Origin of the sequence: uncultured Pseudokineococcus sp., assembly GCF_947499845.1 — a bacterium.
GTDB lineage: Bacteria > Actinomycetota > Actinomycetes > Actinomycetales > Quadrisphaeraceae > Pseudokineococcus.
This window is the reverse complement of sequence record NZ_CANMPM010000001.1, coordinates 191595-217830: the sequence shown is the minus strand read 5'-3', so window position 1 is coordinate 217830 and position 26236 is coordinate 191595. Positions and strand designations below refer to the sequence as shown.

Here is a 26236-nt window from a genome sequence, read left to right as displayed (position 1 = left end):
ACGGGCGCCCCGGGGCCGGCGGCGCTGACTCGCCGCCGGTGGTCGGGGGGCGGGCGGCCGGCCCCGCGCGCGGCGGGGCGGCGGCCGCCCGGTGGGCGCCTAGAGCTTGGCGACCTGGGTGAAGGCGAGCTCGACCGGCGTCTCGCGGCCGAAGATCGACACGAGGACCTTGAGCTTCTGGGCGTCCGCGTTGATCTCGGTGATGGTCGCCGGGAGCGTCTCGAACGGCGGCTCCATGACGGTGACGGACTCGCCGACCTCGAAGTCGACCTCGGTGGGGCGCGACGGCTGCTGGCCGCCACCGCCGCCGCCGCCGGCGCCCTGGCGCTGCTCGCGGGGGGCGATCGTCGGGGCCAGCATGGAGAAGACCTCGTCGTGGCTCAGCGGCACGGGCTGGTGGGTGTGCCCCACGAACCCGGTGACGCCCGGGGTGTGGCGGACGGCGCCCCACGACTCGTCGGTGAGGTCCATGCGCACGAGGACGTAGCCGGGGATCCGGACGCGGCGCACGAGCTTGCGCTGGCCGTTCTTGATCTCCGTCACCTCCTCCATGGGGACCTCGACCCCGTAGATGTAGTCCTCCATGTTGAGGCTGGTGATGCGGTTCTCGAGGTTCGCCTTCACGCGGTTCTCGTAGCCCGCGTAGGAGTGGATGACGTACCAGTCGCCGGGCTCGCGCCGCAGGGCGGCCTTGAACTCCTCGACCGGGTCGCCCTCGTCGTCGGAGGCGTCGACGTCGACCGGGCCGACGGCGCCGTCGCCCGGGGCCGCCTCGGCCGCGGGGGCGTCGTCGGAGGAGGCGGTGTCCTCGGCGGAGGAGGCGCCCTCGGCCGCCAGCTCGCGGTCCAGGGCGTCCTCGACCGCGGGGTCCGCCTGGTCGTCGTCCACGTGCTGCACCTGCTCGTCCTGGAGCTGCTCGTCCTGGGCCTGCTCGTCGTGGGCCTGCTCGGCCTGCTGCTCGGTCACGGGGGTGGGCCTGCCTTCCGGCGTGCTGGGCGGTGGGGGCGCGCGTCCACCGCGAGGTGGGGGGTCGGGTCGGGAGGGCGGCTCAGCCGCCGCCGAAGACCCACAGGACGGCTCGCCCGAAGACGTAGTCCAGGCCCGAGACGTAGAGCATGACGACGGCCACGAAGACGAGCACGACCGAGGTGTAGGTGAGGAGCTCGCGGCGCGTGGGGCGCACGACCTTGCGGAGCTCGGCCAGCACCTCGCGCAGGAAGCGGACGAGCCGCGCCCCGGGCCCCGGGCGCTCGGCCTCGGCGCCGCGACGCCGGGCCGGCGAGGAGCCGCCGCCCTCGCCGGAGGCGTCCCCTCCGGGACGGGGGGCGTCGGCCGCGTCGGCGTGCGTCACAGGGGCTCCTGCCTGGGGCGTCGGTCGGAGGTCTCGGCGGGGTCCGCCCGCCACGGTCGGACCCGCGCGACGGCGCCCGCCTGGGCGCCCCCCGCGCCGGTCCGCTCGGCTGCCACGCCGGCTCCCGGAGGAGCCGACGTCCGCAGGGCAGGAGGGACTCGAACCCACAACCGCCGGTTTTGGAGACCGGTGCGCTACCAATTGCGCCACTGCCCTTCGGCCGCGCGGCCGCCGACCGCGCCCGGGGGCGGCGGACGGCGCACCTGTGCAGCCGACCGTCACTGTACGCGGCGACCGCCGCCGGAGTCGAACCGCCGAGCCCCGCCGCGCCCGCCGGCCTCCGTCGACCCCGGCGCGCCGGTCCCGCCCCCGCGCCCGGGACGCCGCGGTCCAGCGGCCGGTCCTCCCCGCCCGCGGGAGGCCCGCGGTGGGAGGATCGCGGCGTGAGCCCCCAGACGGACGCCCCCGCCCCCGCCCCGTCGCGCCCCCGGGTGTCCGCCCGGGTCGGCGGCATCGCCGAGTCGGCCACCCTGGCCGTCGACGCCCGCGCCAAGGCCCTCAAGGCCGAGGGCCGCCCCGTCATCGGCTTCGGCGCGGGCGAGCCCGACTTCCCCACGCCCGCCCCGGTGGTCGAGGCGGCGGTCGCCGCGGCGCGGCGGCCGGAGAATCACCGGTACACCCCCGCCGCCGGGCTGCCCGAGCTGCGCCGGGCGATCGCCGCCAAGACGGCGCGCGACTCCGGGCTCGAGCTCGACCCGTCGCAGGTCCTCGTCACCAACGGCGGCAAGCAGGCGGTCTACACGGCCTTCGCGACCCTCCTCGACCCGGGCGACGAGGTGCTCCTGCCGGCTCCCTACTGGACGACCTACCCCGAGGCCGTGCGCCTGGCGGGCGGCGTCCCCGTCGAGGTGTTCGCCGGGGAGGACGCCGACTACCTCGTGACCGTCGAGCAGCTCGAGGCGGCGCGCACGCCGCGCACGAAGGTGCTGCTCTTCTGCTCGCCCTCGAACCCCACGGGCGCCGTCTACCCGCGCGAGCAGGTGGAGGCCATCGGCCGCTGGGCGCTGGAGCACGGCGTCTGGGTCGTCACCGACGAGATCTACGAGCACCTCGTCTACGACGGCGCGCAGGCGGCGTCGATGCCCGTCGTCGTGCCCGAGCTGGCGAGCACGTGCGTCGTCCTCAACGGCGTCGCCAAGACCTACGCCATGACCGGGTGGCGGGTCGGCTGGCTGGCCGGGCCCGCCGACGTCGTCCGCGCCGCCACGAACCTGCAGTCGCACCTCACGTCCAACGTGGCCAACGTCTCCCAGCGAGCGGCCGTGGCCGCCCTCGAGAGCGACCTGTCGGCCGTCGCCGCCATGCGGGAGGCCTTCGACCGCCGCCGCCGGACGATGGTCTCGATGCTGCGCGAGGTGGACGGCGTCGTCTGCCCGATGCCGCAGGGCGCCTTCTACGCCTACCCGAGCGTGCAGGGCCTGCTCGGTCGCGAGCTGCGCGGGCGCACGCCCACCACCTCGGCCGAGCTCGCCGAGCTGGTCCTCGCCGAGGCCGAGGTCGCGGTGGTCCCCGGGGAGGCGTTCGGCCCCAGCGGCTACCTGCGCCTGTCCTACGCGCTCGGCGACGACGACCTCGTCGAGGGCGTCGGCCGGCTGCAGCGCCTGCTCGCCGAGGCCCGCTGACGACTGCCCCCGGAGATGCGCCGTCGGGAGGCGCCTCCGGGGGGCCTCAGGCCACCGGCGCGACGTCGTCCGCGGCGAGCGCGGCGGCGAGCTGCTCCGCCAGGGGGCCCGGCAGCCGGTCGGCCAGCTGCCGGGACAGGGCGCCCTCGAGCGCGGCGAGGTCGACGACGTCGGCCGCGGCGCCGTCGAGGCGCTCGCTGAGCGCGTCCGCGCCCGGCGAGGCGACGACGAGCCGGCCCCGCTCGGCGAGGTCGGCGAAGATCCCGTCGTTGCTCATGACGACGACGCGCAGCGGCTCGGCGGACGCGGGCACGGCCGCGGCGACCGCCAGCAGCTCGTGGTCGGCGAGGTCGCTGCCGTCGTCCACGGCGCGCACCGCGCCCGCCCACTCGCCGAGGTGGGGGGCGGCCCGCCCGGCGGCGCCGTGCTGGCCGGAGATGCCGACGACGTCGGCCTGGCGGGCCAGCCGGACGACGACCGACATGCGCGCCCGCCAGCGCACGGGGCCGGCGCGCAGGTTGTCGAGGTCGGCGAGGAGGACCTTCGCGCCCTCGCCCTCCCCCCACAGCGGGTCCTGGTCCAGCCAGGCGCCGACGGCGTCGCCCAGCGGGTCGGGCTCGGCCGCCGCGACCGGCGGGACGGGCTCGCCGACGGGCTCCGGGGCGACCGCCCGGCGGCGCGCGGGCCGGCGGGGCTCCGGCGCGGCGGGCAGGTCGTCGAGCCGGAACCACTCGTAGTCGGCCCACTCGCCCGGCGCTCCACCCAGTCCCACGTCGCGCATGCTCCCACCTGCCGGGCCGTGGGGCGGCGCGGCCGCGGCGCGCGTCCGGCGGCGCCGACGACCAGGGCCGGAGGGCGAGGGCGCCGGACGACGAGGGCCCCGGACGACGAGGGCCCCGGACGACGAGGGCCCCGGACGACGAGGGCCCCGCGACCGGCGGTCGCGGGGCCCTCGTCGAGCGGGGAGGCGGGTGGGCTCAGGCGCAGCCGAAGCCCTGCAGCGGCAGGCCCTGCTCCTGGGAGGTGATGGTGGCGATGTCGACGGGGTCGGCCGACAGCACCCACACCGACAGGAGCCAGACGACGACGACGAGGACGCCGACCACGACGCCCGCGACGCCGACGGCCCCGCCCCAGCGCGAGGAGCGGGACAGCGCGATGCCGACGGCGGAGAGGACCACCGCGACGACGGCGAGCAGGAGCGCCGTGAGGTACCCGTCGACGCCGGTGGCCACCGCGCCCACCGGGTCGGGCGTGCACTCGCGGACGGCGGACTCGGTGCCCGCGAAGAAGAGGGCGAGGAGGCCGGTGAGGAGGCCCGCCAGCGCGAGGCCAGGGCCCGCGGACCCTCCGCCGGACGGCTCGTCCTCGACGACGAGGACGTCGCCGTCCTCTTCCGCGCCGTCGACGACGCCGTCGCCGTCCAGGTCGGTCGCCGTGCCGGCGGGGCGGGACGCCGCGCCCGTGGTCGGGCCGGTCGCCGTCGCGCCGCTCGTGGCGGTGTCGGGGACGGCGAGGTCGGTCGGGTCGGCGGGCGTCCGCCGGGTGCTGTCGTCAGGGGTGCTCATGGGGCGATCCTCGCAGCCGCGGACCGCGGCGCCCCCGTGGGCGCGCCCGCCGGGAGCAGGTCCGCAGGCGGCGCCCAGGAGCCGCCCAGCGGCGGAGGACGTCCCGGGCCGAGGTGCCGCCGCCCCGCCCGCCGCGTCGCCGCACCGTCCGACGGGGGGCGCCGGGGGACCGCCGCCGCGCCGCGGGTGCCACCATCGGCGGGTGGACCCCCTCCCCCGCGACGCCGGCCGGGACGACGAGGAGCCCGTGCTCGTCCTCTGCGCCCACGGCACGCGCGGCCCGCTCGGCCGGCGCACCGTCGGCGCGCTCGTGGGCGCCCTCGGGCGCCAGCGCCCCGGCACGGCCGTCCGCGCCGCCTTCGTCGACGTCCAGCCGCCCGCCGTCGCCGACGTCGTGGCGGGGCTCGCGGGCGGGCGCGACGTCGTCGTCGTGCCCGTGCTGCTGTCCGCCGGGTACCACGTGGGCTCCGACGTCGCGCGGGCCGTCGCGCCGTGGCCGCGCGCCGTCTCGGCGGGACCGCTGGGGCCGCACCCGCTGCTCGACGCCGTCCTCGCCGACCGCCTCGCGGAGGCGGGAGCGGCCCCCGCCGACCCCGTTGTCCTCGCGGTCGCCGGCTCGGGCGACCCCCGCTCGGCGCGCGACACCGAGCGCGTCGCGGCGGCGCTGCGGGGGCGGCGGGAGGGTGCGGTCGTCGTCGGGTACGGGGCGGCGGCGGACCCGCGCGTGCCCGAGGCGGTGGCCGCCCTGCGCGCGGCGTCCCCCGCCGGTTCGCGCGTCGTCGTGGCCTCCTACCTGCTGGGGCCCGGCCACTTCCACGACCGCCTGGCCGCGGCCGGCGCCGACGCCGTCGCCGCGCCGCTGCTCACCGCCCCGGGGGGCGGCCTGGAGCCGAGGGTCCTCGCCGCGGTCTGGTCGCGCTACGACGACGCGGTGGCGGGGCGGGGTCCGGAGCGCCTGCCGGGGACGTCGCCGGAGCGCGAGCCGGCGGCCGGGGCGGGCGGCCGGTAGCCCCGGCCCAGCGGGCGGCTCAGCCGAGCGAGCAGCCCACGAGCCGGGGCTCCGGCTCCAGGCGCACGCCGAAGCGCTCGGCGACGCCGTCGCGGACCTCGCGGGCCAGGGCGAGGACGTCCCGCGCGCTCGCCCCGCCGCGGTTGGTGACGGCGAGGGTGTGCTTGGTGGACAGCGCCGCCGGGCCGGGCAGGCCGTGGCCCCGCTCGAAGCCCGCGGCCGCGATGAGCCAGGCGGCGCTCGTCTTGACGCCGCCGTCCGCCGGGTAGCGGGGGGCGCCCTCGGGCAGTGCGTCGGCCTTCGCCGCGCCCAGGACCGGGTTGGTGAAGAAGGAGCCCGCGCTCCAGGTGTCGTGGTCGACGACGCCGGCCGCGGGGTCGTCGAGCACCATCCCCTTGCCGCGCCGCAGCGCGAGCACCGCCTCGCGGACGTCGGCCGCGGGCGCCCGCCCGCCGACCGGCACGCCGAGGCGGTCGGCGAGCTCGGCGTAGCGCACCTGCCCGCCGAGCTCCCCCTCCCGCAGCTGGAAGGTGACGTCGAGGACGACGAAGCGGTCGGGGTCCTCCTTGAGCAGCGAGGTGCGGTAGCCGAGCCGCAGGTCGCCGACGGCGAGGGTGCGCAGGCGCCCCTCCCGGCGGTCCCACGTGCGCACCTGGGCCAGCGTCCCGGCGACGTCGGCGCCGTACGCGCCGACGTTCTGGACGGGCGTCGCGCCCGTCGACCCGGGGATGCCGGACAGGGCCTCCAGCCCGAGCCAGCCGTTCGCCGTCGTCTCGGCGACGAGGTCCTCCCAGGGGTGCCCCGCCTCGGCCGTGACCCACACGCCCCCGCAGGCGTCGACCGGCTCGCGCCGCAGCCCGTGGGAGGCGACGACGACCGCTGTCACCGGCAGGTCGCCGTCGGCCACGAGCAGGTTCGAGCCCCCCGCGACGAGCAGCACCTCCTCGCCGCGCGCGTCCGCGCCGCGGACGGCGTCCACGAGCTCGGCCTGGGTGCGGGCCACGACCTCGCGCGCCGGCCGGCCGCCGACGCGCAGCGTCGTCCGGGTCGCCAGCGGCGCGCCGGGAGCCGTGCTCGCGCCTGCGCCGGTCCCGCCGGCACCGGCGTCGGCGTCGGCGTCGCGGTCGGCGGGCGCCTGCTCCTGGGTGCTCACCGGGCCCAGGGTAGGCGGGCCCCGCCACCCCCGACGAGGCCGCGCCCGGGTCGCCGCAGGGGGGCGTCGTTCCACAACGGGTCTTGCACGAGGTCTCTTGCAGTTCTAGCGTCCCGGCCGTGACCACCGAGGACGCCGCGCCCCCGCCGCCGGAGCTGCCCACGGGCTCCACCCGCGTCACCGACCCCCGCGCCATGCGGGCGCTCGCGCACCCCGTCCGCCTGCGGCTCCTCGGCGAGCTGCGCGTCCGCGGCCCCCAGAGCGTCGGCATGCTCGGCGATCTCCTCGACGAGCCGCCGGGCTCCGTGAGCTACCACGTCGGCGTGCTGGCGCGGCACGGCTTCGTCCTCGAGGCCCCGGAGCGGGCGCGCGACCGGCGCGAGCGCTGGTGGCGGGCCGCCGCCCGGACGACGAGCTTCGACCCGGCCGAGGCCCACGACGACCCCGAGCGGCGGCTGGCGGTGGACGGGCTCCGGCGCGCCGTCCACGACCGGTACGCGGCCCTGCTCGACGAGCACCTCGCCGCCGAGCCGGCGCTGCCGCGGGAGTGGGTGGCGGCGTCGACCAGCGGCGACGAGCAGCTCTCCCTCACGCTCGACCAGCTCGTCGAGCTGCGGCGCGAGCTGCACGACCTCGCGCACCGCTGGGCCGCGCGCAGCGACCCGGCGGCGCCGGGAGCCCGGCGCGTCTCGCTCGTCTACCACGGGCTCCCCTGGTGACGGCGCCCGCCGGCCCACCCGTCGGCCCGGCCGTCGCCCCCGGCCGGACGCCCCTGGGCGCGGACGCCGCCCGACGGCGCTACGTGGCGCTCACCGCCCTCCGGTGGTTCCCCACGGGGCTGCTCGTGCCCGTCCTCGTGCTCCTCGCCGTCGACCGGGGCCTGTCGCTCGCCGAGGTGGGCCTCGTCGCCGCCGCCCAGGGCGTCGTCGTGCTGCTCCTGGAGCTGCCGACCGGGGGGCTGGCGGACGCGCTGGGGCGCCGGCCGCTGCTCGTCGTCGCGGGGCTCGTCGGCACGGCGGCCCTCGCGGTCCTCCTCGTCGCCGGCTCCCCCGCCGGGTACGCCGCCGCCTTCGCCCTCATGGGGGTCTGGCGGGCGCTCGACTCCGGCCCGCTGCAGTCCTGGTACGTCGACGCGGCCCTCGCGGCGGACACCGACCCGCGCGGGGCGGGCAGCGGGCCCGGCGGTGCTCCCGGTGGGGCGCAGGAGCGCGTCGAGGCGGGCGTGGCCCGGGGCGCCGTGGCGCTCAACGCGTCCGTGGGCGCCGGGGCGCTCGTCTCCGGCGGCCTCGTCGCGGCGGCCCCCGCGCTGGGGTGGCCGGGCGCGCCCCTGGCCCTGCCGGTCGCCGTCGCCCTCGTCGTCAGCGCGGCGGGCGTGCTGGCGGTGGCCCTCCTCGTGCGCGAGCCCCCGCGACGGGCCGACGGCGCCCGCGGGCGCCGCGCGCTCACCGGGGCGGTGCGCGACGTGCCGCGGACCGTCGTCGGGGGCCTGCGGGTCGCGCGGCGCTCGCGGGTGCTGGTCGCGCTCCTCGCCGTGGAGGCGTGCTGGGGGTTCGGCATGGTCGCCTTCGAGACGCTGACGCCCCCGCGGCTGGCGGAGGTGCTCGCGGGGTCGGTGGCGGCGGGCACCGAGCGCGCCGGGCAGCTCATGGGGCCCGTCAGCGCGGCCGGCTGGCTCGCGGCCGCCGTCGGGGCGACGGCGGCGGCGGGACTGGCACGACGCTTCGGCACCGCCGTCGTCGCTGGGGCGCTCCGGGTGGTGCAGGGGGCCACCGTCGTCGGGCTCGCCCTCCTGGCCGGGCCGGTGGGCGTCGTGACGGCGTACCTCGCCTGCTACGCCGTGCACGGGGCGAGCAACCCGCTGCACGCGGCGCTGCTGCACCGGCAGGCGACGCGCGAGAACCGCACGGTGGTGCTGTCGATGAACTCGATGGTCGCCCAGCCCGCCGCCGCCCTCGGGGCGGTGGTGCTGGGCGCCCTCGCGGACGGCGCCTCGCTGGGCGCCGCGATGCTCGTCGGGGCGGTCGTCCTCGCGCTCGCGGCGCCCCTCTACCTGCCCGCCCGCCGCCAGGAGCGCGAGCGCGCCGACGTCCTCAGCGCCGCACGACCGCCCGCGCCCGCGTGAGCACGGAGACGCCGGCGCACGTCGCGGTGAGGTCGAGGCGGACCGTCGCGGGCCGGGCCGGGGCGTCCCCCTCGGCCGGGGCCCCCTCGTCGAGCGCGCCGACGACGGCGACGACCTCGACCTCGGTGCCCTCCTCGGGCACGACGACCGGCTTGGTGAAGCGCACGCCGAAGCTGCTGACGCGACCCGGGTCGCCGCCGCACCAGTCCTGCACGACACGGCCGGCCAGCGCCATGGTGAACATGCCGTGGGCGATGACGCCGGGGAGCCCCACGCCCACCGCCGTGCGCTCGCTCCAGTGGATGGGGTTGAAGTCGCCGCTCGCGCCCGCGTAGCGCACGAGGTCGGCCCGGTGCACCCCGAAGGTGCGGCGGGCGACCTCCTGCCCGACCTCGAGCCGCTGGTCGCCCCCTGCCTCCTGACTGCCCACCGTCGCGCTCACGCGCCGTCCTCCTGGGTCCGCGGCGCCGGGGTCTCGGGAGCCCGGACGACGAGCACCGACGTGGCCGTGCAGACCGGCTCGCCGCCCTCGGTGGCGATCTCGTTGCGCGTCGTCACGATGGCGTTGCCCGCGGCGACGCGGACGCCGTCGACGTGCAGCGTCGTCACGAGCCGGTCGCCGACGACGACGGGCCGGTGGTGGGTGAAGGACTGCTCGCCGTGGACGACCCGGCTGAAGTCCACCCCGGCCGCCGGGTCGGCGAGGAAGCGGGCGTCGCTGCGCTGGGCCAGCACGACGGCGAAGGTCGGCGGCGCGACGACGTCCGCGTGGCCGAGGGCCCGGGCTGCGGCGGCGTCGGTGTGGACGGCGGGCACGTCGGCGGTGGCCAGCGGTCCCCCGAGCACCGTCGCGGAGCCGGCACCGGCGACGGCGCTCGCGAACTCGCGGACCTTCTCCGCGCTCACCTCGTAGACGTCCTCGGGCGGGTAGGTCCGCCCGACGAAGCTCTGGTCGACGGCCACGTCGCTCCTCCGCTGCAGCTGGGCCGGCGCCCTCGCGCGGGCTGGCGTGCGAGGGCTGACCGGTGGGACGACGACGGCGGGGCCGCCGGGGGCGGCCCCGCCGTCCGGGGTCGTGCTGGGGCTCCGCGGGCCGTCGTCGGCCCCGTGCCCGGGGCCCTCAGGTGGTCCGGGGGCCTGGGGTGGTGGTGCTCAGCGCGTCTCCCGGTGCGCGGTGTGGTTGCCGCAGCGCGGGCAGAACTTCGCCAGCTCGATCCGGTCGGGGTCGTTGCGGCGGTTCTTCTTGGTGATGTAGTTGCGCTCCTTGCACACGGTGCAGGCGAGCGTGATCTTCGGTCGGACGTCAGCGGTCTTGCTGGCCACGGCGGGAGCCTCTCGGTGGGTCGTCGGTGCGGGCGGTGCTCGTCGGCGGTGCCGCCCGTCCCCTCGCAGGAGGTGCAACACCCGAGCGGCTGGCGCCCTTCCGGCGGCGGCCCGGGCCGGGCCCGGCGCCGTCGGCGGCGAGCCGCAGGCGTAGCGAGGGCGGGGATCGAACCCGCGACACAACGATTATGAGCCGTTTGCTCTACCACTGAGCTACCTCGCCGAGCGCTCCGCCCGACGGGCCCCGGAGGGCGCCGGGCGGAGCCGCAGAGCCCCAGTAGGGAATCGAACCCTAGACCTTCTCCTTACCATGGAGACGCTCTGCCGACTGAGCTACTGGGGCGGCACCCGCGAGCGGGCACGGTCGAGGAGCGTACACGGCTCCCCCGTCGACGCCGAAACCGACGGCCGCACCGGTCGGGCACGAGCGCCGCGACGCACGAGAGGGCGTCCCGGAGCTCCGGGACGCCCTCTCGCGAGCGACGTGGCAGGTGCAGGATTCGAACCTGCGAAGGCTGTGCCGGCTGATTTACAGTCAGCTCCCTTTGGCCGCTCGGGCAACCTGCCTCGCGAGCACCGCCGGGCGCGGGGCCCGGTGTGCGTGGGCGACGATAGCAAGGACCGGACGTGCCGACGCACGCCTCGCGTCCGTCGCCCGCCGCCGCCGCGCGGCACCCGCCCCGCCCCGTCGCGCGGGGCCGGACGCCCGCCCGCACCGCCACCGCCACCCCCAGGAGGAGCCCCATGGCCGCCGACTCGTCCTTCGACGTCGTGAGCAAGGTCGACCGCCAGGAGGTCGACAACGCGATCAACCAGGCCGCGAAGGAGATCTCCCAGCGGTACGACTTCAAGGGCACGGACGCGAGCGTCGCCTGGAGCGGCGAGCGCGTCGTGCTCGTGGCCAACAGCGAGGAGCGCGTCGCGGCCGTCCTGGACGTGCTGCAGACCAAGCTCATCCGGCGCGGGGTGTCCCTCAAGGCTCTGGACCTCGGCGACGTGCGCGCCTCCGGCAAGGAGCACCGGCAGGAGGCCACCCTCAAGGAGGGGCTGTCCTCGGAGGACGCCAAGAAGATCTCCAAGATCATCCGGGACGAGGGCCCCAAGGGCGTCAAGCCGCAGATCACCGGCGACGAGCTGCGCGTCAGCGCGAAGAGCCGCGACGACCTCCAGGCGGTCATCGCCCTCCTCAAGGGCGCCGACCTCGACGTCGCGCTGCAGTTCACCAACTACCGGTGAGCGGTACGGCGGGGACCACCCCGGCGGCGCCCGTCCCCCCGGTGCTGCCGGGCGGTGACGGCGCCCCGTCGGCGCACCGCTGCGGGGCGGCCCCGCGGCAGGTCGCCGAGCTGCACCTGCCGGCGCGGCGCCGCACGGACGGCGTCGCCGTCCTGGTGCACGGGGGCTTCTGGCGCCCCGGCGCCGCGGACGGGTCGCTCGCCTACGACCGGCGCCTCGAGGACCACGTGGCCGCGGACCTCCTCGCGGCGGGCGTGCCGGTGTGGCTCGTCGACTACCGCGCCGTCGGGGACGGCGGCGGCTGGCCCGCCACCCTCGAGGACGCGGCGACGGCCCTCGACCTCCTCGTCGACGTCGCGCCGGCGGCGGGGCTCGACGCGGGGCGCGCCGTCGTCGTCGGGCACTCGGCGGGCGGGCACCTGGCCGCCTGGGCGGCCTCGCGCCACCGGCTGCCCGCGGGCGCCCCGGGGGCGGGGCCGCGGCTCCGGCCCCTCGCCGTCGTCAGCCAGGCGGGCGTGCTCGACCTCGCGGCCGCCCACGCCGACGACCTCGGCCGCGGCGCCGTCGCCGCGCTGCTCGGCGGCGCGCCGGGCGACGTGCCGGAACGCTACGCCACGAGCTCTCCCGCCGCGCTCGCGCCGTGCGGCGTCCCCGTCCTGTGCCTGACCGGCGACCTCGACGACGTCGTCCCGCCCGACCAGGCCGACCGCTACGCCGCCGCGGCGCGGGCGGCCGGGGACGACGTGCGCGTCGAGCTCGTGCCCGGCGAGGACCACCAGGCCCACCTCGACCCGCGCAGCCGGTGCTGGGCGCTCGCCCGCGCGGAGGTGCTCGCCCGGCTGGGGGTCTGACCCAGGCCTGCCCACGTCAGGGCAAGTCGTCGCCCGTTCGCCCCTCATCAGGCCCAGGAGAGGGCAAGTCGTCGCCGCATCGCCCCCTCAGGCCGGACTCGGGGCGAGTCGCCCACTGCTCGCCCACCCGCTCCGCACGGCGACGACACGAGCCTGTGGACGACGGCCGTCAGGCCGTGCTCGTCGACCTCACCCTCACGGGGTGACCTCGAGCGCGACCGGCTTCCCCCGGGTCTTCGTCGGCAGCCACGCCGTCGCCGAGGGCGCCCTGACGCCGAAGCAGCTGCGCGGCCCGTCCTTCGTGCGCGTCGTCCCCGGGGTGTACGCCCCGGCGGACGTCCCGCGCGACCACGCCCTCCGGGTGGAGGGTGCGGGTCTCGTGCTCCCCGCCGAGGCGCTCGTGACCGGCGCCTCTGCAGCCACCGTGCTGGGCGTCCCTCTCCTGGGGTGGAGCGACCGGGTCGAGCTGGTCGTCCCCGAGGAGGGCGGCCGGCATCCTGTCGGTCGCGACGTGCGCGTCCGTCGGTCGCGCAGCACCTCGGGGCCGGGCCGCCCCTGGCGGACGACGCGGCTCGCGCCACCCGAGCGCATGGCGTTCGACGCCGCCGCCCGGGAGTCACTGCCCTCTGCGACGGCCCGCCTCGACGGGCTGGCGCGAGCGGGGCTGGTGCACCTGCCCCGGCTGGGTCGGTGGCTGGAGGGACGCCGCGACCACGGCGTCGTCCGTGTCCGAGCAGCGCTCGCGCTCGCCGACCCGCGCGCCGAGTCGCCACCGGAGTCGGTCCTCCGGGTGGTCCTCGTGCTGGCCGGTGTCGACGTCGACGTCCAGCTCGACATCTGCGACGAGCGCGGCGTCTTCATCCTCCGAGCAGACCTCGCCGTCGTCGGCGTCCGGCTCGCCGTCTTCTACGACGGCGCCTGGCACGCGCTGCGACTGCAGCAGGAGAAGGACCGACGGCAGGACCACGCGCTCACCGCTGCGGGATGGGTGTCGCTGAGGATCACGGCGGCCGACCTCGCGGAGCCAGGCCGCGCCGTGGCGCTCGTCCGAGCAGCTGCGGCACGAGCCTCCTCTCGCCCTCGCCCTTGACCCCGGTGCCCGCGTGACGGGCGAACAGGCGACGACTCGCCCCCCGAAGACCCCACCGAGGGGCGAACAGGCGACGACTCGCCCCCGGGAGGCGACGGGCCGGGCATGACGCACGAGGGCCCCGGACCGTGCGGTCCGGGGCCCTCGAGGTGGGACGGCGTCAGCCGCGGTAGCCGGCCATCGCCTCGAGGCGGGCGACGCGCTGGTCCATCGGCGGATGGGTCGAGAAGAGCGACCGCGCGTCCTTCGCCCGGAACGGGTTGGCGATCATCATGTGGCTCGAGTTCACGAGGTCCCGCTCCGGCGGCAGCGGGGCCGCCTTCGTGCCCCGCTCGAGCTTGCGGAGCGCGCTCGCCAGGGCGAGCGGGTCGCCCGTCAGGCGGGCGCCGTCCTCGTCGGCGTCGTACTCGCGGGTCCGGCTGATGCCCATCTGGATGAGGCCGGCGGCCAGCGGGCCGAGGAAGAGGAGCAGCATCCCGGCGACGGGGTTGCCGCCGCCGTTCTCGCGGTTCCCGCCGCCGAAGAGCAGCGCCGCGTAGCCGAGGAAGGTGATGACGCTCGCCATCGCCGCGGCCAGCGACGACGTGAGGATGTCGCGGTTGTAGACGTGCATGAGCTCGTGGCCGAGGACTCCGCGCAGCTCCCGCTCGTCGAGCAGCTCGAGGATGCCCTCGGTGCAGCACACGGCCGAGTTCTCGGGGTTGCGGCCCGTCGCGAAGGCGTTGGGTGCACGGGTGGGCGACACGTACAGGCGCGGCATCGGCTTGCCCGCCGCGACGGACAGCTCGCGGACGATCCGGTGCATCGCCGGCTGCTCCGCCTCGCTCACGGGGCGCGCGCGCATGGCCTTGATGGCGAGCGTGTCGCTCTTCCAGTACGAGATGCCGTTGACGAGGAGCGCGAGCACGAGGCCGATGAGGAGCCCCTGCGTGCTGCCCCCGAAGACGAGCCAGGACGCGCCGAGGACGAGCGCGCCGAAGGCGCCGAACAGGACGGCGGTCTTGACGCCGTTGAAGTGCTGGTGGCCCATGGACGACCCGTGCTCCTCCTGCCGAGGTGACCTGGCACGACGGCGGACCCGGGACGGGTGCCGTCTCACGTGCCACAACGCCGTCCGGCGGGTCCGCGTTCCCCGCCTACGATGACCGGGCCCCCAGTCCCGCGCCCCGCTCCGCGCCCGCTCGAGAAGTCTCCCGAGCGGATCGGTCGAGAAGCCGGGATGGACCCCGACCCCCGAGGTGTTGCCGCCGTCATGCGTCTCGAGTCGCCCACGCCCGACGCCCCCACCGCCCCCCGCGTCGAGGACGGCGCCCCGGCCCCGTCGGCCCCCGGGTCGACGCCCGTGCAGAAGGTGGCCGGCGTCGTCATCCGCTTCGCGGGCGACTCCGGCGACGGCATGCAGCTCACCGGCGACCGCTTCACCGCGGAGACGGCGTCGCTCGGCAACGCGCTGGCGACCCTGCCGAACTTCCCCGCCGAGATCCGCGCCCCCCAGGGCACCCTCCCGGGCGTCTCGAGCTTCCAGCTGCAGTTCGCCGACCACGTCGTGCTCACGCCCGGCGACGCCCCCGACGTCCTCGTGGCGATGAACCCGGCCGCCCTGCGCGCCAACATCGCCGACCTGCCGCGCGGCGGCGTGATCATCGCCGACGCCGACGAGTTCACGAGGCGCAGCCTCCAGAAGGTCGGCTACACCGTGAGCCCGCTCGAGGACGGGAGCCTGGAGTCCTACCAGGTGCACGCCCTGCCGCTGACGTCGATGACCGTCGAGGCCCTCAAGGACTCGGGCCTGTCCCGCAAGGACTCCGAGCGGGCGAAGAACATGTTCGCCCTCGGGATGCTCTCGTGGCTCTACGACCGCCCGACCGAGGCGACCGAGCGCTTCCTCGAGACGAAGTTCGCGAAGAAGCCGCAGATCCGCGACGCCAACCTCACGGCGTTCCGGGCCGGCTGGGCGTTCGGCGAGACGACCGAGGGCTTCGCCGTCCGCTACCAGGTGGCGCCGGCGGAGCACCCGGCCGGCACCTACCGCAACATCACGGGCAGCACCGCCCTCGCCTACGGCCTCGCGACGGCCGCCCACAAGGCGGGGCTGCCGCTCGTGCTCGGCTCGTACCCCATCACCCCGGCGAGCGACATCCTCCACGCGCTGTCGGGCATGAAGCGCTTCGGCGTGACGACCCTGCAGGCCGAGGACGAGATCGCCGGCGTCGGCATCGCCCTGGGCGCGTCCTTCGGCGGCTCCCTCGGCGTGACGACGACGTCGGGCCCCGGCCTGGCCCTCAAGGCCGAGACCATCGGCCTCGCCGTCATGCTCGAGCTGCCGCTCGTCGTCGTCGACGTCCAGCGCGGGGGGCCGTCCACGGGCCTGCCGACGAAGACCGAGCAGGCCGACCTCCTGCAGGCGATGTACGGCCGCAACGGCGAGTCGCCGCTGCCCGTCGTCGCCGCGTCCTCTCCCACCGACTGCTTCACGGCGGCGATGGAGGCCGTGCGCATCGCGGTGACCTACCGGACGCCGGTCATCCTGCTGTCGGACGGCTACCTCGCCAACGGCTCGGAGCCCTGGGCGCTGCCGAGCGTGGCGGACCTGCCGGCCATCGACCCGGCGCAGGCGACCGGCCCGAACGGCGCGGGCGACGACGGCCGCCCCGCCTTCCGCCCGTACCTGCGCGACCCCGAGACCCTCGCCCGCCCGTGGGCCGTCCCCGGCACGCCGGGCCTGGAGCACCGGATCGGCGGCCTGGAGAAGGCCGACGTCACCGGCGAGATCTCCTACGAGCCCGAGAACCACGAGCGCATGACGGGCCTGCGCCAGGCCAAGGTCGACGGCGTCGCGGTGCCGCCGCTGGAGGTCGACGACCCCGTCGCCCCCGACGGCACGCGTGCCCGCGTCCTCGTGCTCGGGTGGGGCTCGACCTACGGCCCCATCGCCGCGGCCGTCCGCGACGCCCGCGCCGAGGGCCTGCAGGTGGCGCGGGCGCACCTGCGCCACCTCAACCCCTTCCCGCCCGGCCTCGGCGACGCGCTGCGCGCCTACGACCGGGTCGTCCTGCCGGAGATGAACGGCGGCCAGCTGGCCCTGCTGCTGCGCGCCCGCTACCTCGTCGACGTGCAGAGCCACGGCCGCGTCCGCGGCCGCCCCTTCAGCGCCGGCGAGCTGCTCGACGTCGTCCGCGACGCCGTCGCCGCCCTGCCCGACACCGACTCCGCCGCCGCGGCCTCCCCCGCCGCGGGCGCCGTCGCCGAGAGCCCCCAGGAGGCCCGTCGATGAGCACGACCACCACCCCGCTCGGCCTGCCCGGCGTCCGCAGCGGCACCGAGGACGTCCCGCGCCTGCCCGAGGGCACGACCCTGTCGAAGAAGGACTTCACCGCCGCCAACGAGGTGCGCTGGTGCCCCGGGTGCGGCGACTACGCCGTCCTCGCGGCCGTGCAGGGCTTCATGCCCGAGCTCGGGCTCCGGAAGGAGAACATCGTCTGCATCTCCGGGATCGGGTGCTCCTCCCGCTTCCCGTACTACCTCGACACCTACGGGATGCACTCGATCCACGGCCGCGCCCCGGCCATCGCGACGGGGCTCGCCGCCTCGCGGCCCGACCTGTCGGTCTGGGTCGTCACGGGCGACGGCGACGCGCTGTCGATCGGCGGCAACCACCTCGTCCACGCGATGCGCCGCAACGTCAACATGACGATCCTGCTCTTCAACAACCGGATCTACGGGCTGACGAAGGGCCAGTACTCCCCCACCTCCGAGGTCGGGAAGGTCACCAAGTCGACGCCGGCCGGGTCGGTGGACGCCCCCTTCAACCCGGTGTCGCTGGCGCTCGGCGCCGAGGCGACCTTCGTGGCGCGCACGCTGGACTCCGACCGCAAGCACCTCACCTCGGTGCTGCGCGCGGCCGCCGAGCACCGCGGCACCTCGCTGGTGGAGATCTACCAGAACTGCCCGATCTTCAACGACGGCGCCTTCGACGTCCTCAAGGACTCGGGCGAGGCCCAGGCGCGCCTCGTGCGCCTCGAGCACGGCGAGGAGGTGCGCTTCGGGCGCGAGGACGACCAGAAGGTCGTCGTCACCGCACCGGGCGGCGGCGTCGAGGTCGTCCCGGCGGCGGAGGCCGCCGGCCGCGACGTCGTCGTGCACGACGCCGCCGCGGCGGACCCGACGCGCGCCTTCGCGCTCTCGCGCCTCGACGGCCCGTCGATGGCGCACGTGCCCGTCGGCGTCTTCCGCGCCGTCGCGCGGCCGACCTACGACGACCTCGTGCGCGACCAGGTGGACTCCGCTCGCGCGGAGGCCGGCGGCCCCGCGAGCGACGCCGACCTCGACGCCCTCATCGCGGGCGGCGACACCTGGGTGGTCCGCTGAGCACCGCTCCCGCGCCGGCCACCGGGAGCGCCCCTGGCGCCGGCGCGGGGGCCGACCCCGCCGACGTCCGCCGCGGCACCCTCATGGGTGTCGCGGCGTACGCGCTCTGGGGCTCCTTCCCGCTGTACTTCTCGGCGCTCGCCCCCGCGGGCTCGGTCGAGGTCCTCGTGCACCGGGTCCTGTGGTCGCTGCTCCTGTGCGCCGTCCTCCTCGCCGTGCTGCGCGGCCTCGGCGACCTGCGCGCGCTGCTGGCGGACCGCACCCGGACGGGATGGCTGGGCCTCGCCGCGGTGACCATCGCGGCGAACTGGGGCGTCTACATCTACGGCGTGCAGTCGGGCAACGTCATCGAGGCGTCGCTGGGCTACTTCGTCAACCCGCTCGTCACCGTGCTGCTCGGCGTCCTGCTGCTGCGCGAGCGGCTGCGTCCGGCGCAGTGGGCGGCGGTCGGCATCGGTGTCGTGGCCGTGGGCGTGATCACGGTCGACTACGGGCGCGTGCCCTGGATCGCGCTCGTGCTCGCGCTCACCTTCGGCTCCTACGGGCTGGCGAAGAACCGCGTGGGCCGGGGCACCCCCGCCCTCGTGTCACTGACGGGCGAGACGCTGCTCCTCGCGCCCTTCGCGCTGGCGGCCCTCGTCGTGCTGGAGGTCGCGGGCGAGGGCACCTTCACGAGCGCGGGGCCCGTGCACACGGCGCTGCTCGTCTCCACGGGCGTGGCGACGACCGTGCCCCTGCTGCTCTTCGGGGCGGCCGCTCGTCGGGTGCCGCTGACGACCATCGGTCTCCTGCAGTACCTCACGCCCGTGCTGCAGCTGCTGTGCGGCGTCCTGCTCCTCGGCGAGGAGATGCCGCCGACGCGCTGGGTGGGCTTCGCGCTGGTGTGGCTGGCGCTCGTCGTCCTCACGACCGACACGCTGCGCGCGGCGCGGCGGCGGGCCGTCCTCGCGCGCTCCGCGCTCGCCGCCGCGCGCGGCTGAGCCGCCGAGGTCACCATCGGGGCGTGCCCTCCGACGCCCGCCCCGCGCACCCGTCCTACCGGTCCGACGCGAGCACGCCCGGGCCGCCGGACGACGAGCGCGGCGAGACCATCGTCCGGGTCCTCGACGACGCCTTCGCCCCGATGATGGAGTCGTCGCCGGCCGGCTTCCGCACCCGCTTCCGCAAGATGGCGCGCGACCCCTTCGCCTTCTACCGCGGCAGCGCCGCGCTCTTCTACGACGACCTCGCGCACCTCTCCGCGGGCGTCGACGACGACTGGGTCGACGAGGGCACCTCGCGCATCTGGCTGCAGGGCGACCTCCACGCCGAGAACTTCGGGACCCACCTCGACGCCGACGGCCGCCTCGTCTTCGACGTCAACGACTTCGACGAGGCCTACCTCGGCCACTGGACCTGGGACCTGCGGCGCTTCACGGCGAGCCTGGCGCTGCTGTCCTGGCAGAAGGCCCTGCCCGACGAGGCCATCGACGACCTCGTCGGCGGCTACGTCCGCGCCTACCTCGACCAGGTCGACCGCTACCGCACCTCGCCCGAGGCCGACCGCTGGGCCCTGACCCTCGACAACGCCGACGGCCCCGTGCTGCGCTCGCTGCAGTCGGCGAAGCTCGCGTCCCGGCACCGCTTCCTCGACGCCCGCACCACCGTGGAGGACCACCGGCGGCGCTTCACGGAGCGCAGCGGCGTCCGCCTGCTCGACGACGAGGAGCGCGAGCGCGTCGTCGAGGCCTTCGGGGCCTACCGCGAGACGCTGCGCGAGGGTCTGCGGGGGCACCGGCCCACCCTCGAGGTGCTCGACGTCGTCGGGCGCTCCGGCTTCGGCATCGGCAGCGCCGGCCTGCCCGCCTACACCGTCCTCGTCGAAGGGCGCAGCCAGGCCGTCGACGACGACCTGCTCCTGTCGGTGAAGCAGGGCGACGTCGCCTGCCCGAGCCGCGTCGTGGAGGACGAGCGCGTGGCCCGGGCCTTCGAGCACCACTGCCACCGGACCGCCCTGTCCCAGCGGGCCCTGCAGACCGACGCCGCGCCGCTCGTCGGCTGGACGCGGCTGCCCGGCACCGGCGACCGGGTCCACGGCTTCGTCGTCACCGAGGTCTCGCCGCACGAGGCGGACCTCGACTGGGACGACGTGGACGAGCCCGACGAGATGCGGGGCCTCGTGGACGCCCTGGGACGCGCCACGGCCAAGATCCACTGCGCGGGCGGCGGCGACCCGGCGGGCGAGCTCGTGGGCGTGGTGGTCGAGGACGAGGTCAGCCGCGTCGTCGACGGCCGCGTCGACGCCCTCGTCGACCACCTCGTCGACTGGGCCCACGCCTGCTCGGCGCGCACGCGGGCCGACCACCGGCTGTTCGTCGACGCCTTCCGCTCGGGCGCCTGGGAGCGGGTGGCGCCGACGAGCTGAGACGCCCCGTCGCCCCGACGACCACGGCCCCCACCCCGGAGCGGGTGGGGGCCGTGGCGTCGAAGGGGTGCTCAGCGTGCGGAGCGGCGACGGGTCGCGAGCACGGTGGCACCCGCGGCCGCGACGAGCGCGGCCCCGCCCCCGACGAGCAGCGCGTCGCGGTCGGAGCCGTCCGTCGCGGCCTCGACACCCGTGTTGGAGCGCAGACCCGGGTTCGCAGCCGGGCGCGTCGGGGCGGTCGTCGGCTGCACCGTCGGCGGGGTCGTCGGCTGCCCGGTCGGCTCGGGCGACGGCGAGGGCGCCGGGGCCGCGGTCACCTCGAAGAGGAGTGACGTGGCGCTCGCCCGCTGCGCCAGCACCGCGCCGGTCCCGTCCGCGACGGGCAGGAGGACGGCGGCCCGGTAGTCGCCGGGCGCCGTCGACGCGCCGAGCGACACGAGGACGGCGTCCTCGGAGGCGGCGACGGTCGGCGACGGCGGAGCCTCGTCCCGGCCGAGGTCGTCGAGGACCACCACGACGTCCTCCAGCGACCGGACGCCGGCCTCGCGCAGCGGCGACCCGTCCGGCAGGGAGAGCTCGAGCGACCCACCGGCCTGGACGGCCGGGGCCTCCAGGTAGCTCGTCGTCAGCAGCACGGGCGCCAGGTCGACCGAGGGCGCTGCGACGTCGGTCCCCAGATCGAGGTCGTAGAAGGCCTCCTCGGCGGCGAGACCGGGCACGTCCCCGGCGACGGGGTAGGTGAGCACCCCCTCCGTCTCGTCCTCGAGCGCCAGGTCCGCCTCGGGCGGGACGACGACGACGAGCTCGCCGTCGACGGCCTCGGCGGTCAGGGCGCTGCTGCCGTCGGCGGTGAAGGTGAGGCTCTCGGACCCGTCGAGGGGCGGGTCGTCGATGTCGGCCATGCGCAGAGTCACGGCGCTCGGGTCCGGGACCTCCAGCCCTTCGGGGAGGGTGATCCGCACCTCGCCTCCGGGGTCGAGGGGGACCGCCGTGTAGGCGTCCGTGCCGACCACGTCGGTCAGCTCGAGCCCGGGGAGGTTCTCCACCGGGAGGACCAGGCTGCTCACGACGTCGGCCGCGGGCGCCAGGGGCACCGCCACGACGTCGCCCTCGGTGCTCGCCGTCGCGGCGGCCGCCGACCCGAGGAGCAGCGCCAGCGCCCCGCCGCACGCGCCCACCGGACGCAGCCTCGCGCTCGCCCACCGACCACCTCCCGCGGTCCGCCGCCGGCCCCCCGTGCTGGTGCTGCTGCCCATCGCCGTCCTCTCGATCGCGCGGCGCCCCACCGGCACCGCCGCCCGCGGACGCTACCGGCGCGCGCTCCCTGGGAGCGGGTGATGACGGGGCTGTGGCCGAGTCGTCACCGGTGGCGCCACGGCGCCACCCGAGGGAGTGACGCGGCTCGCCCGTCCGGTGCGGCCCACCCTCCCGGGCCGAGGCTCCGGCGCTCCGGATCTCGCGGGGCCTCGCTCGTCAGCGGGTGCGGTCGGCGATGGCGGCGGCGAAGGCGGCCATGGCCTCCTTCGCCTCCCCGTCGGGCAGCGGCGCGAGCGCGTCGACGGCCTCCTGCGCGCAGTGCTGCGCGCGGGCGCGCGCCACGTCGGTCGACGGCAGCGCCCGCAGGGCCGCGACCGCGCGCGCGAGCTCGTCGTCGGCGTCGAGCGGGCCGTCGACGAGGGCCACGGCGGCGGCCGCACGCTCGTCGCCCCGCGCCGCGGCGTCGCGGGCCAGGAGCACGGGCAGCGTGGGCACCCGCTCGCGCAGGTCCGTGCCGGCGCGCTTGCCGCTGTCGTCGCCGAGGAGGTCGAGCACGTCGTCGGCGAGCTGGAAGGCGACCCCCACCCGCTCGCCGTAGGCGACGACGACGTCGCGCACCCGCTGCCCGCAACCGCCGAACATGGCGCCGAACAGCGCCGACGTCGCGATGAGGGACCCCGTCTTGTCCGAGAGCACCTGGAGGTAGTGCGCGACCGGGTCCTCGCCCTCGTCGGGGCCGACCGTCTCGTGGAGCTGGCCGAGGCACAGGCGCTCGAAGGTAGCCGCCTGGATCTCCACCGCCTCGGGTCCCAGCGCCGCCACGAGGCGGGAGGCGCGGGCGAAGAGCAGGTCCCCGGTGAGGATGGCCACGTTGTTGCCCCACACCTGCTGGGCGGCCGGGGCCCCGCGGCGCAGCGGCGCCGAGTCCATGACGTCGTCGTGGTAGAGCGTCGCGAGGTGGGTGAGCTCGACGACCACGGCCGCCTCGACGACCTCGAGCGCCGCGCCGTCGCCGAGCTCGCCCGCGAGGAGCACGAGCAGGGGCCGCACGCGCTTGCCGCCCGCCTCGACGAGGTGGCGGGAGGTGCTGTCCGCCAGCCGGTCGGAGTGCGCGACGGCGGCGCGCAGCTGCGCCTCGACCGCCTCCATCCGCGCCCCCACGCGCTCGGCCAGCGCACCGGAGGGCCCCGGGACCCCCCAGCCGGCACCGGCCGGCGGCGTGCTCTGGAGGGGTCTGCGGGGGCTCACGCCCCCCAGTGTCCCGGACGCGGCCGGCGCCCCGTGCACGGCCACCTCAGGCCGCCGGGGCCAGGCGCTGCAGCCCGTTGACGACGCGGTCCAGCGCGTCGCCCCCGCGCGGGTCGGTGAGGTTGGCGAGCAGCTTGACGACGAGGCGCATGACCACCGGGCGCGGCAGGCCGTGCCGCGTGGCCGCCTCCATGACGGCCGGGTGGCCGATCATCTTGACGAACACGGCCCCGAGCGTGAAGTAGCCGCCCCAGGCGGACCGGACGGCGGCCGGGTACGCGTCCAGCGCCCGCAGCCGCGAGGCCGCGTCGGGGCGCCCGAGGGCCTGCACGGTCACGTCGGCGGCGATGCGCGCGGACTCCATGGCGTAGGCGATGCCCTCCCCGTTGAAGGGGTTGACCATGCCGCCGGAGTCACCGAGCAGCAGCATCCCGGCGTGGTGGTGCGGCGTCCGGTTGAAGCCCATGGGGAGGGCCGCGCCGCGCACCGGGCCCTCGCGGTGCTCCTCGTCGAACTGCCAGTCGGCCGGCATCGTCGCCGTCCACCGCCGCAGGAGGTCGCGGTAGTCGACCTTGCCGTAGGCGCTGGAGGAGTTGAGGACGCCGAGGCCCACGTTGCTCGTGCCGTCCCCGACGCCGAAGACCCAGCCGTAGCCGGGGAGCAGGCGCGAGCGTCCCGGCTCGCCGTCCCACAGCTCGAGCCAGCTCTCCATCCAGTCGTCGTCGTGGCGCGGGGAGCGGTAGTACGTGCGCACCGCGACGCCCATGGGCCGGTCCTCACGACGGGCGAGGCCGACGGACAGGGCCAGCCGGGCGGAGACGCCGTCCGCGGCGAGGACGACCCGGGCCCGGTGCTCGACGTCCTCCCCCGCGCGGCGGCCCCGCTCGTCGACGGGGTGGGCGCGGACGCCGACGACCCGGCCGGTGGCCTCGTCGACCAGGGCGCCGGTGACGCTCGTCCGCTCCTGCACGCGGGCCCCGGCCGCGCGGGCGTGCTCGACGAGCAGGTGGTCCATGTCCAGGCGGGTGCGCACGAGCCCGTGGTCGGGGAAGGACGCGAGCTCGGGCCACGGCAGCTCGACGCGCATGCCGCCGCCGATGATCCGCAGGCCCTTGTTGCGCACCCAGCCGGCCTCCGGGGAGAGGTCGAGCCCCAGGGCCAGCAGCTCGCGGACCGCCCGGGGCGTCAGCCCGTCGCCGCAGACCTTCTCCCGCGGGAAGGAGGTCTTCTCCAGCACGAGGACGTCGACCCCGGCCGCGGCGAGGTGGCGGGCCGCCGTGGCGCCGGCGGGTCCGGCGCCGACCACGAGGACGTCGGCGGAGCGCTCAGCGGCTGGGGAGGGCACGTCGCCTCGCAGGGTCGGGAGGGGTGGCGGGGTCGCACGGGCGCACGGCCCGGGCCGGACGGGTCTTCCCCCGACCGTGGTCCTCATGGTACGGAGCCCGGATGACCCGACGCCCGGCGGGTCGCGCTCCGGGCGGACTCGCCGGGCGCGCGACGGGCCCCGTCGCGCGCGGCGACGGGGCCCGGGGAGGCGGAGCAGTGAGGGAGAGCGGAGGCTCAGCCCTTGAACGCGTCCTTGACGTGCTCGCCGCGCTGCTTGACGTCGGCCGAGGCCTGGTCCTTCTGGCCCTCGGCGCGCATCGCGTCGTCGTCCTTGGCGCCGCCCACGGCCTCCTTCGCCCGGCCGGAGAGGTCCTGGGCGGCGTTCTTGATCTTGTCGGCGGCGCTCATGGGAGGCTCCTCGTCTCGGGGTCGGTGCTTACGCCGTCAACTGAAGCACCGGCCCACCGACTGCGCACCTCGACCGCAGGCGCCTCTCCCACGTCGGACGCGACCCACCTGCCGCGGGCACCGCCCTCACGCCGCGGGCGCAGGCCTCACCCCGCGGGCGCGGGCCTCACCGCGCGGTGCAGGGCGACGACGCCGCCCGTGAGGTCGCGCCAGGCGACGTCGCCCCACCCGGCCGCGGTGATGCGCTGGGCCAGCGCCCGCTGGTCGGGCCACGCGCGGATGGACTCGGCGAGGTAGACGTAGGCGTCGGGGTTGGAGCTCGTGCGCCGCGCGACCGGCGGCAGCGCGCGCATGAGGTACTCGGTGTAGACGGTGCGGAAGGGCCGCCACGTCGGGGCCGAGAACTCGCAGACGACGAGGCGTCCGCCGGGCCGGACGACGCGCAGCATCTCCCGCAGCGCCGCGGCGGTGTCGGTGACGTTCCGCAGGCCGAAGGAGATGGTGACGGCGTCGAAGGCGCCGTCGGCGAAGGGCAGGCGGGTGGCGTCGCCCGCGGCGAAGGGCAGGGCGCGGCGCGCGGCGCCGGCGCGGAGCATGCCCAGGGAGAAGTCGCAGGCGACGACGTGCGCGCCCAGGGCGGCGAGCGGCGCGCTGCTCGTGCCCGTCCCCGCGGCGAGGTCGAGCACCCGCTCCCCCGGCCGCACGTCGAGGGCGCGCACCACGGCGCGGCGCCACCGGCGGTCCTGGCCGAGGGACAGGACGTCGTTCGTGACGTCGTAGCGGCGGGCCACGGCGTCGAACATCGCCGCCACCTCGGAGGGCTGCTTGTCGAGGTCGGCGCGCGTCACGACCGGGGAGTCTGCCAGCCGCCGCCGAGCGCCCCGGCGTCAGGAGCGCCCCTGCTCGACCTCCTCGCGCTCCTCGTCGATGGCGACCTTGCTCCGCAGCAGCCGCAGGGCGGTCACGAGGACGAGACCGCCGACCATGTTGAGCGCCGCCGTCGGCACGAACCAGGCCAGCCAGTCGAGCCAGCCGAAGGGGGCGCCCACGAGCAGGGCCCCGAAGGCGAGCAGCGAGTCGAGGATGGAGTGGACCATCTGCAGCCCGGCGAGGAGGAAGCCGCCGGCGAAGGCCGCCGCCACCTTGCCGGTCTCGGAGTCCGCGCCGTGCTGCATGCGCGTCATGAGCGTGATGGTGCTGCCGGCGAGGACGGCGAGCATGACCGTCTCCGCGGACCACCCGGCGTCGACGAAGTGCGCGCCCATCTCCACGGTCGTCGACCGCAGCGACGGGAAGGCGGTCATCGCGATGGCCATGAAGACGAGGCCCCCGAGGAGGTTCGTCACGAGGGTGCCGCCCCACAGCCGGACGAGCTGGCGCCAGGAGGCGTTCTTGGCGGCGACGGCCGTCACGGGGACGAGGAAGCCCTCGGTGAAGAGCTCGCTGTGGGCGAGCATCAGCGCGAGGAAGCCGATGCTGAAGGCGAGCCCGGCCAGCAGGTGGCTCCCGGTGGCCTCGTAGACGGCGACGAGCGCGAGCACCCCGAGCCCCACCTCCAGCCCCCCGAAGAAGCCGGTGACGAGCAGCTCGGTCCACGTGCGGTGCAGCCGCTGCGCCCCCTCGTCGACGATCTCGTCGACCTCCTCGTCGAGCTCCTCCTCGAGCGGCGCGTCGTTGTCGCCGAGCCGGGACCGCGCCTCGGGGTCGGTGGCGCTGCCCGGGTCGGGGGCCCCGCGTCCCGGTTCGTCCTGCGTGCGCTCGTTCACGGGCGTGCTCCCCTGCTCGGTGCGGGGCCGACGGAGGCCGGCTCCTCGTGTGGTGGTGGTCCCCCGGCGCGGGA

Annotated in this window: 26 protein-coding genes and 4 tRNA genes; 11 read left to right on the top strand and 19 right to left on the bottom strand. The window is 76.9% G+C overall.

The genetic code is table 11. From position 1 onward, the window contains the following. Positions 1 to 99: 99 nt before the first annotated feature. The 3 genes from nusG to Q0789_RS01045 all read right to left on the bottom strand — a co-directional run bounded on the left by nusG (position 100) and on the right by Q0789_RS01045 (position 1567). Positions 100 to 966: a transcription termination/antitermination protein NusG gene (nusG, locus tag Q0789_RS01055; protein ID WP_298801344.1), complete on the bottom strand. Its 867-nt coding sequence runs from the start codon at positions 964 to 966 to the stop codon at positions 100 to 102. Positions 967 to 1048: 82 nt separating this feature from the next. Then, positions 1049 to 1351 carry a preprotein translocase subunit SecE gene (secE, locus tag Q0789_RS01050; RefSeq protein WP_298801343.1) on the bottom strand — a complete coding sequence of 101 codons (303 nt, stop codon included), beginning with the start codon at positions 1349 to 1351 and terminating at the stop codon, positions 1049 to 1051. 143 nt (positions 1352 to 1494) lie between these two features. Continuing rightward, positions 1495 to 1567: transfer RNA gene (locus Q0789_RS01045), tRNA-Trp, on the bottom strand. A gap of 227 nt (positions 1568 to 1794) precedes the next feature. On the opposite strand from Q0789_RS01045, the gene Q0789_RS01040 reads away from it, so the two are divergent. Then, positions 1795 to 3033 carry a pyridoxal phosphate-dependent aminotransferase gene (locus tag Q0789_RS01040; protein WP_298801342.1) on the top strand — a complete coding sequence of 413 codons (1239 nt, stop codon included), beginning with the start codon at positions 1795 to 1797 and terminating at the stop codon, positions 3031 to 3033. A 46-nt stretch (positions 3034 to 3079) separates the two neighbouring features. Here Q0789_RS01040 and Q0789_RS01035 read toward each other — a convergent pair whose 3' ends face one another. Together Q0789_RS01035 and Q0789_RS01030 are read right to left on the bottom strand one after the other, a co-directional pair. Next, entirely contained in the window at positions 3080 to 3805 is a 726-nt protein-coding gene (locus tag Q0789_RS01035; protein WP_298801341.1) for a hypothetical protein, read from the bottom strand. Between the two features lie 205 nt (positions 3806 to 4010). Further along, on the bottom strand, positions 4011 to 4601 hold the full coding sequence (locus Q0789_RS01030; protein WP_298801340.1) for a hypothetical protein: 591 nt from the start codon (positions 4599 to 4601) through the stop codon (positions 4011 to 4013). A gap of 202 nt (positions 4602 to 4803) precedes the next feature. Here Q0789_RS01030 and Q0789_RS01025 point away from each other — a divergent pair, with 202 nt between their 5' ends. Beyond that, positions 4804 to 5610: a sirohydrochlorin chelatase gene (locus tag Q0789_RS01025; RefSeq protein WP_298801339.1), complete on the top strand. Its 807-nt coding sequence runs from the start codon at positions 4804 to 4806 to the stop codon at positions 5608 to 5610. Between the two features lie 19 nt (positions 5611 to 5629). On the opposite strand, the gene Q0789_RS01020 is transcribed toward Q0789_RS01025, so the two are convergent. Then, positions 5630 to 6763: a UDP-N-acetylmuramate dehydrogenase gene (locus tag Q0789_RS01020; protein ID WP_298801338.1), complete on the bottom strand. Its 1134-nt coding sequence runs from the start codon at positions 6761 to 6763 to the stop codon at positions 5630 to 5632. Between the two features lie 119 nt (positions 6764 to 6882). Between Q0789_RS01020 and Q0789_RS01015 the strand changes: the two genes are divergently transcribed. Both Q0789_RS01015 and Q0789_RS01010 read left to right on the top strand, forming a co-directional pair. Then, positions 6883 to 7482: a helix-turn-helix domain-containing protein gene (locus Q0789_RS01015; RefSeq protein ID WP_298801337.1), complete on the top strand. Its 600-nt coding sequence runs from the start codon at positions 6883 to 6885 to the stop codon at positions 7480 to 7482. Next, positions 7479 to 8885 carry an MFS transporter gene (locus Q0789_RS01010; RefSeq protein ID WP_298801336.1) on the top strand — a complete coding sequence of 469 codons (1407 nt, stop codon included), beginning with the start codon at positions 7479 to 7481 and terminating at the stop codon, positions 8883 to 8885. The genes Q0789_RS01015 and Q0789_RS01010 overlap by 4 nt, the downstream gene beginning before the upstream one ends. Here Q0789_RS01010 and Q0789_RS01005 read toward each other — a convergent pair. From Q0789_RS01005 to Q0789_RS00980, 6 genes are all read right to left on the bottom strand, one after another. Further along, positions 8854 to 9315: a MaoC/PaaZ C-terminal domain-containing protein gene (locus Q0789_RS01005; protein ID WP_366917594.1), complete on the bottom strand. Its 462-nt coding sequence runs from the start codon at positions 9313 to 9315 to the stop codon at positions 8854 to 8856. The genes Q0789_RS01010 and Q0789_RS01005 overlap by 32 nt on opposite strands. A gap of 8 nt (positions 9316 to 9323) precedes the next feature. After that, positions 9324 to 9848, bottom strand: a complete 525-nt coding sequence (locus Q0789_RS01000) for a MaoC family dehydratase N-terminal domain-containing protein (RefSeq protein WP_298801334.1) — start codon at positions 9846 to 9848, stop codon at positions 9324 to 9326. Positions 9849 to 10037: 189 nt separating this feature from the next. Beyond that, the gene (rpmG, locus tag Q0789_RS00995) at positions 10038 to 10208 is read right to left on the bottom strand and encodes a 50S ribosomal protein L33 (protein WP_171202547.1); all 171 of its coding nucleotides are present in this window, start codon (positions 10206 to 10208) and stop codon (positions 10038 to 10040) included. Positions 10209 to 10359: 151 nt separating this feature from the next. Then, positions 10360 to 10431 (bottom strand) — tRNA-Met (locus tag Q0789_RS00990). A 47-nt stretch (positions 10432 to 10478) separates the two neighbouring features. Beyond that, positions 10479 to 10551 (bottom strand) — tRNA-Thr (locus tag Q0789_RS00985). Positions 10552 to 10693: 142 nt separating this feature from the next. After that, a tRNA-Tyr gene (locus Q0789_RS00980) sits at positions 10694 to 10775 on the bottom strand. Positions 10776 to 10952: 177 nt separating this feature from the next. On the opposite strand from Q0789_RS00980, the gene Q0789_RS00975 reads away from it, so the two are divergent. The 3 genes from Q0789_RS00975 to Q0789_RS00965 all read left to right on the top strand — a co-directional run bounded on the left by Q0789_RS00975 (position 10953) and on the right by Q0789_RS00965 (position 13385). Continuing rightward, positions 10953 to 11444, top strand: coding sequence for a YajQ family cyclic di-GMP-binding protein (locus tag Q0789_RS00975; protein ID WP_298801333.1), 492 nt, complete (start codon positions 10953 to 10955; stop codon positions 11442 to 11444). Next, positions 11441 to 12295, top strand: coding sequence for an alpha/beta hydrolase (locus Q0789_RS00970; RefSeq protein WP_298801332.1), 855 nt, complete (start codon positions 11441 to 11443; stop codon positions 12293 to 12295). The genes Q0789_RS00975 and Q0789_RS00970 overlap by 4 nt, the downstream gene beginning before the upstream one ends. A 202-nt stretch (positions 12296 to 12497) precedes the next feature. Then, positions 12498 to 13385, top strand: a complete 888-nt coding sequence (locus Q0789_RS00965; protein WP_298801331.1) for a hypothetical protein — start codon at positions 12498 to 12500, stop codon at positions 13383 to 13385. 160 nt (positions 13386 to 13545) lie between these two features. Here Q0789_RS00965 and htpX read toward each other — a convergent pair whose 3' ends face one another. Next, entirely contained in the window at positions 13546 to 14415 is an 870-nt protein-coding gene (gene htpX / locus Q0789_RS00960) for a zinc metalloprotease HtpX (RefSeq protein WP_298801330.1), read from the bottom strand. Positions 14416 to 14604: 189 nt separating this feature from the next. Here htpX and Q0789_RS00955 point away from each other — a divergent pair, with 189 nt between their 5' ends. The 4 genes from Q0789_RS00955 to Q0789_RS00940 all read left to right on the top strand — a co-directional run bounded on the left by Q0789_RS00955 (position 14605) and on the right by Q0789_RS00940 (position 20157). Then, the gene (locus Q0789_RS00955) at positions 14605 to 16659 is read left to right on the top strand and encodes a 2-oxoacid:acceptor oxidoreductase subunit alpha (protein WP_298801329.1); all 2055 of its coding nucleotides are present in this window, start codon (positions 14605 to 14607) and stop codon (positions 16657 to 16659) included. Continuing rightward, entirely contained in the window at positions 16656 to 17753 is a 1098-nt protein-coding gene (locus tag Q0789_RS00950) for a 2-oxoacid:ferredoxin oxidoreductase subunit beta (protein WP_298801328.1), read from the top strand. Before Q0789_RS00955 ends, Q0789_RS00950 begins: the two co-directional genes overlap by 4 nt. Before the next feature lie 83 nt (positions 17754 to 17836). Further along, positions 17837 to 18733: an EamA family transporter RarD gene (gene rarD / locus Q0789_RS00945; RefSeq protein WP_298801327.1), complete on the top strand. Its 897-nt coding sequence runs from the start codon at positions 17837 to 17839 to the stop codon at positions 18731 to 18733. A gap of 23 nt (positions 18734 to 18756) precedes the next feature. Beyond that, positions 18757 to 20157 carry a DUF2252 family protein gene (locus Q0789_RS00940; protein ID WP_298801326.1) on the top strand — a complete coding sequence of 467 codons (1401 nt, stop codon included), beginning with the start codon at positions 18757 to 18759 and terminating at the stop codon, positions 20155 to 20157. 71 nt (positions 20158 to 20228) lie between these two features. Here the strand turns inward: Q0789_RS00940 and Q0789_RS00935 are convergent, their stop codons facing one another. From Q0789_RS00935 to Q0789_RS00910, 6 genes are all read right to left on the bottom strand, one after another. After that, on the bottom strand, positions 20229 to 21335 hold the full coding sequence (locus tag Q0789_RS00935) for a hypothetical protein (protein ID WP_298801325.1): 1107 nt from the start codon (positions 21333 to 21335) through the stop codon (positions 20229 to 20231). Between the two features lie 295 nt (positions 21336 to 21630). Further along, positions 21631 to 22563 (bottom strand): polyprenyl synthetase family protein, encoded by a 933-nt coding sequence (locus tag Q0789_RS00930; RefSeq protein WP_366917593.1) that lies wholly within the window; start codon positions 22561 to 22563, stop codon positions 21631 to 21633. 145 nt (positions 22564 to 22708) lie between these two features. After that, positions 22709 to 24007: a geranylgeranyl reductase family protein gene (locus tag Q0789_RS00925; protein ID WP_298801323.1), complete on the bottom strand. Its 1299-nt coding sequence runs from the start codon at positions 24005 to 24007 to the stop codon at positions 22709 to 22711. A 215-nt stretch (positions 24008 to 24222) separates the two neighbouring features. Next, on the bottom strand, positions 24223 to 24396 hold the full coding sequence (locus Q0789_RS00920; RefSeq protein ID WP_298801322.1) for a CsbD family protein: 174 nt from the start codon (positions 24394 to 24396) through the stop codon (positions 24223 to 24225). Between the two features lie 146 nt (positions 24397 to 24542). After that, entirely contained in the window at positions 24543 to 25244 is a 702-nt protein-coding gene (locus tag Q0789_RS00915) for a demethylmenaquinone methyltransferase (protein WP_298801321.1), read from the bottom strand. 39 nt (positions 25245 to 25283) lie between these two features. After that, the gene (locus Q0789_RS00910; RefSeq protein ID WP_298801320.1) at positions 25284 to 26162 is read right to left on the bottom strand and encodes a formate/nitrite transporter family protein; all 879 of its coding nucleotides are present in this window, start codon (positions 26160 to 26162) and stop codon (positions 25284 to 25286) included. Positions 26163 to 26236 lie beyond the last annotated feature (74 nt).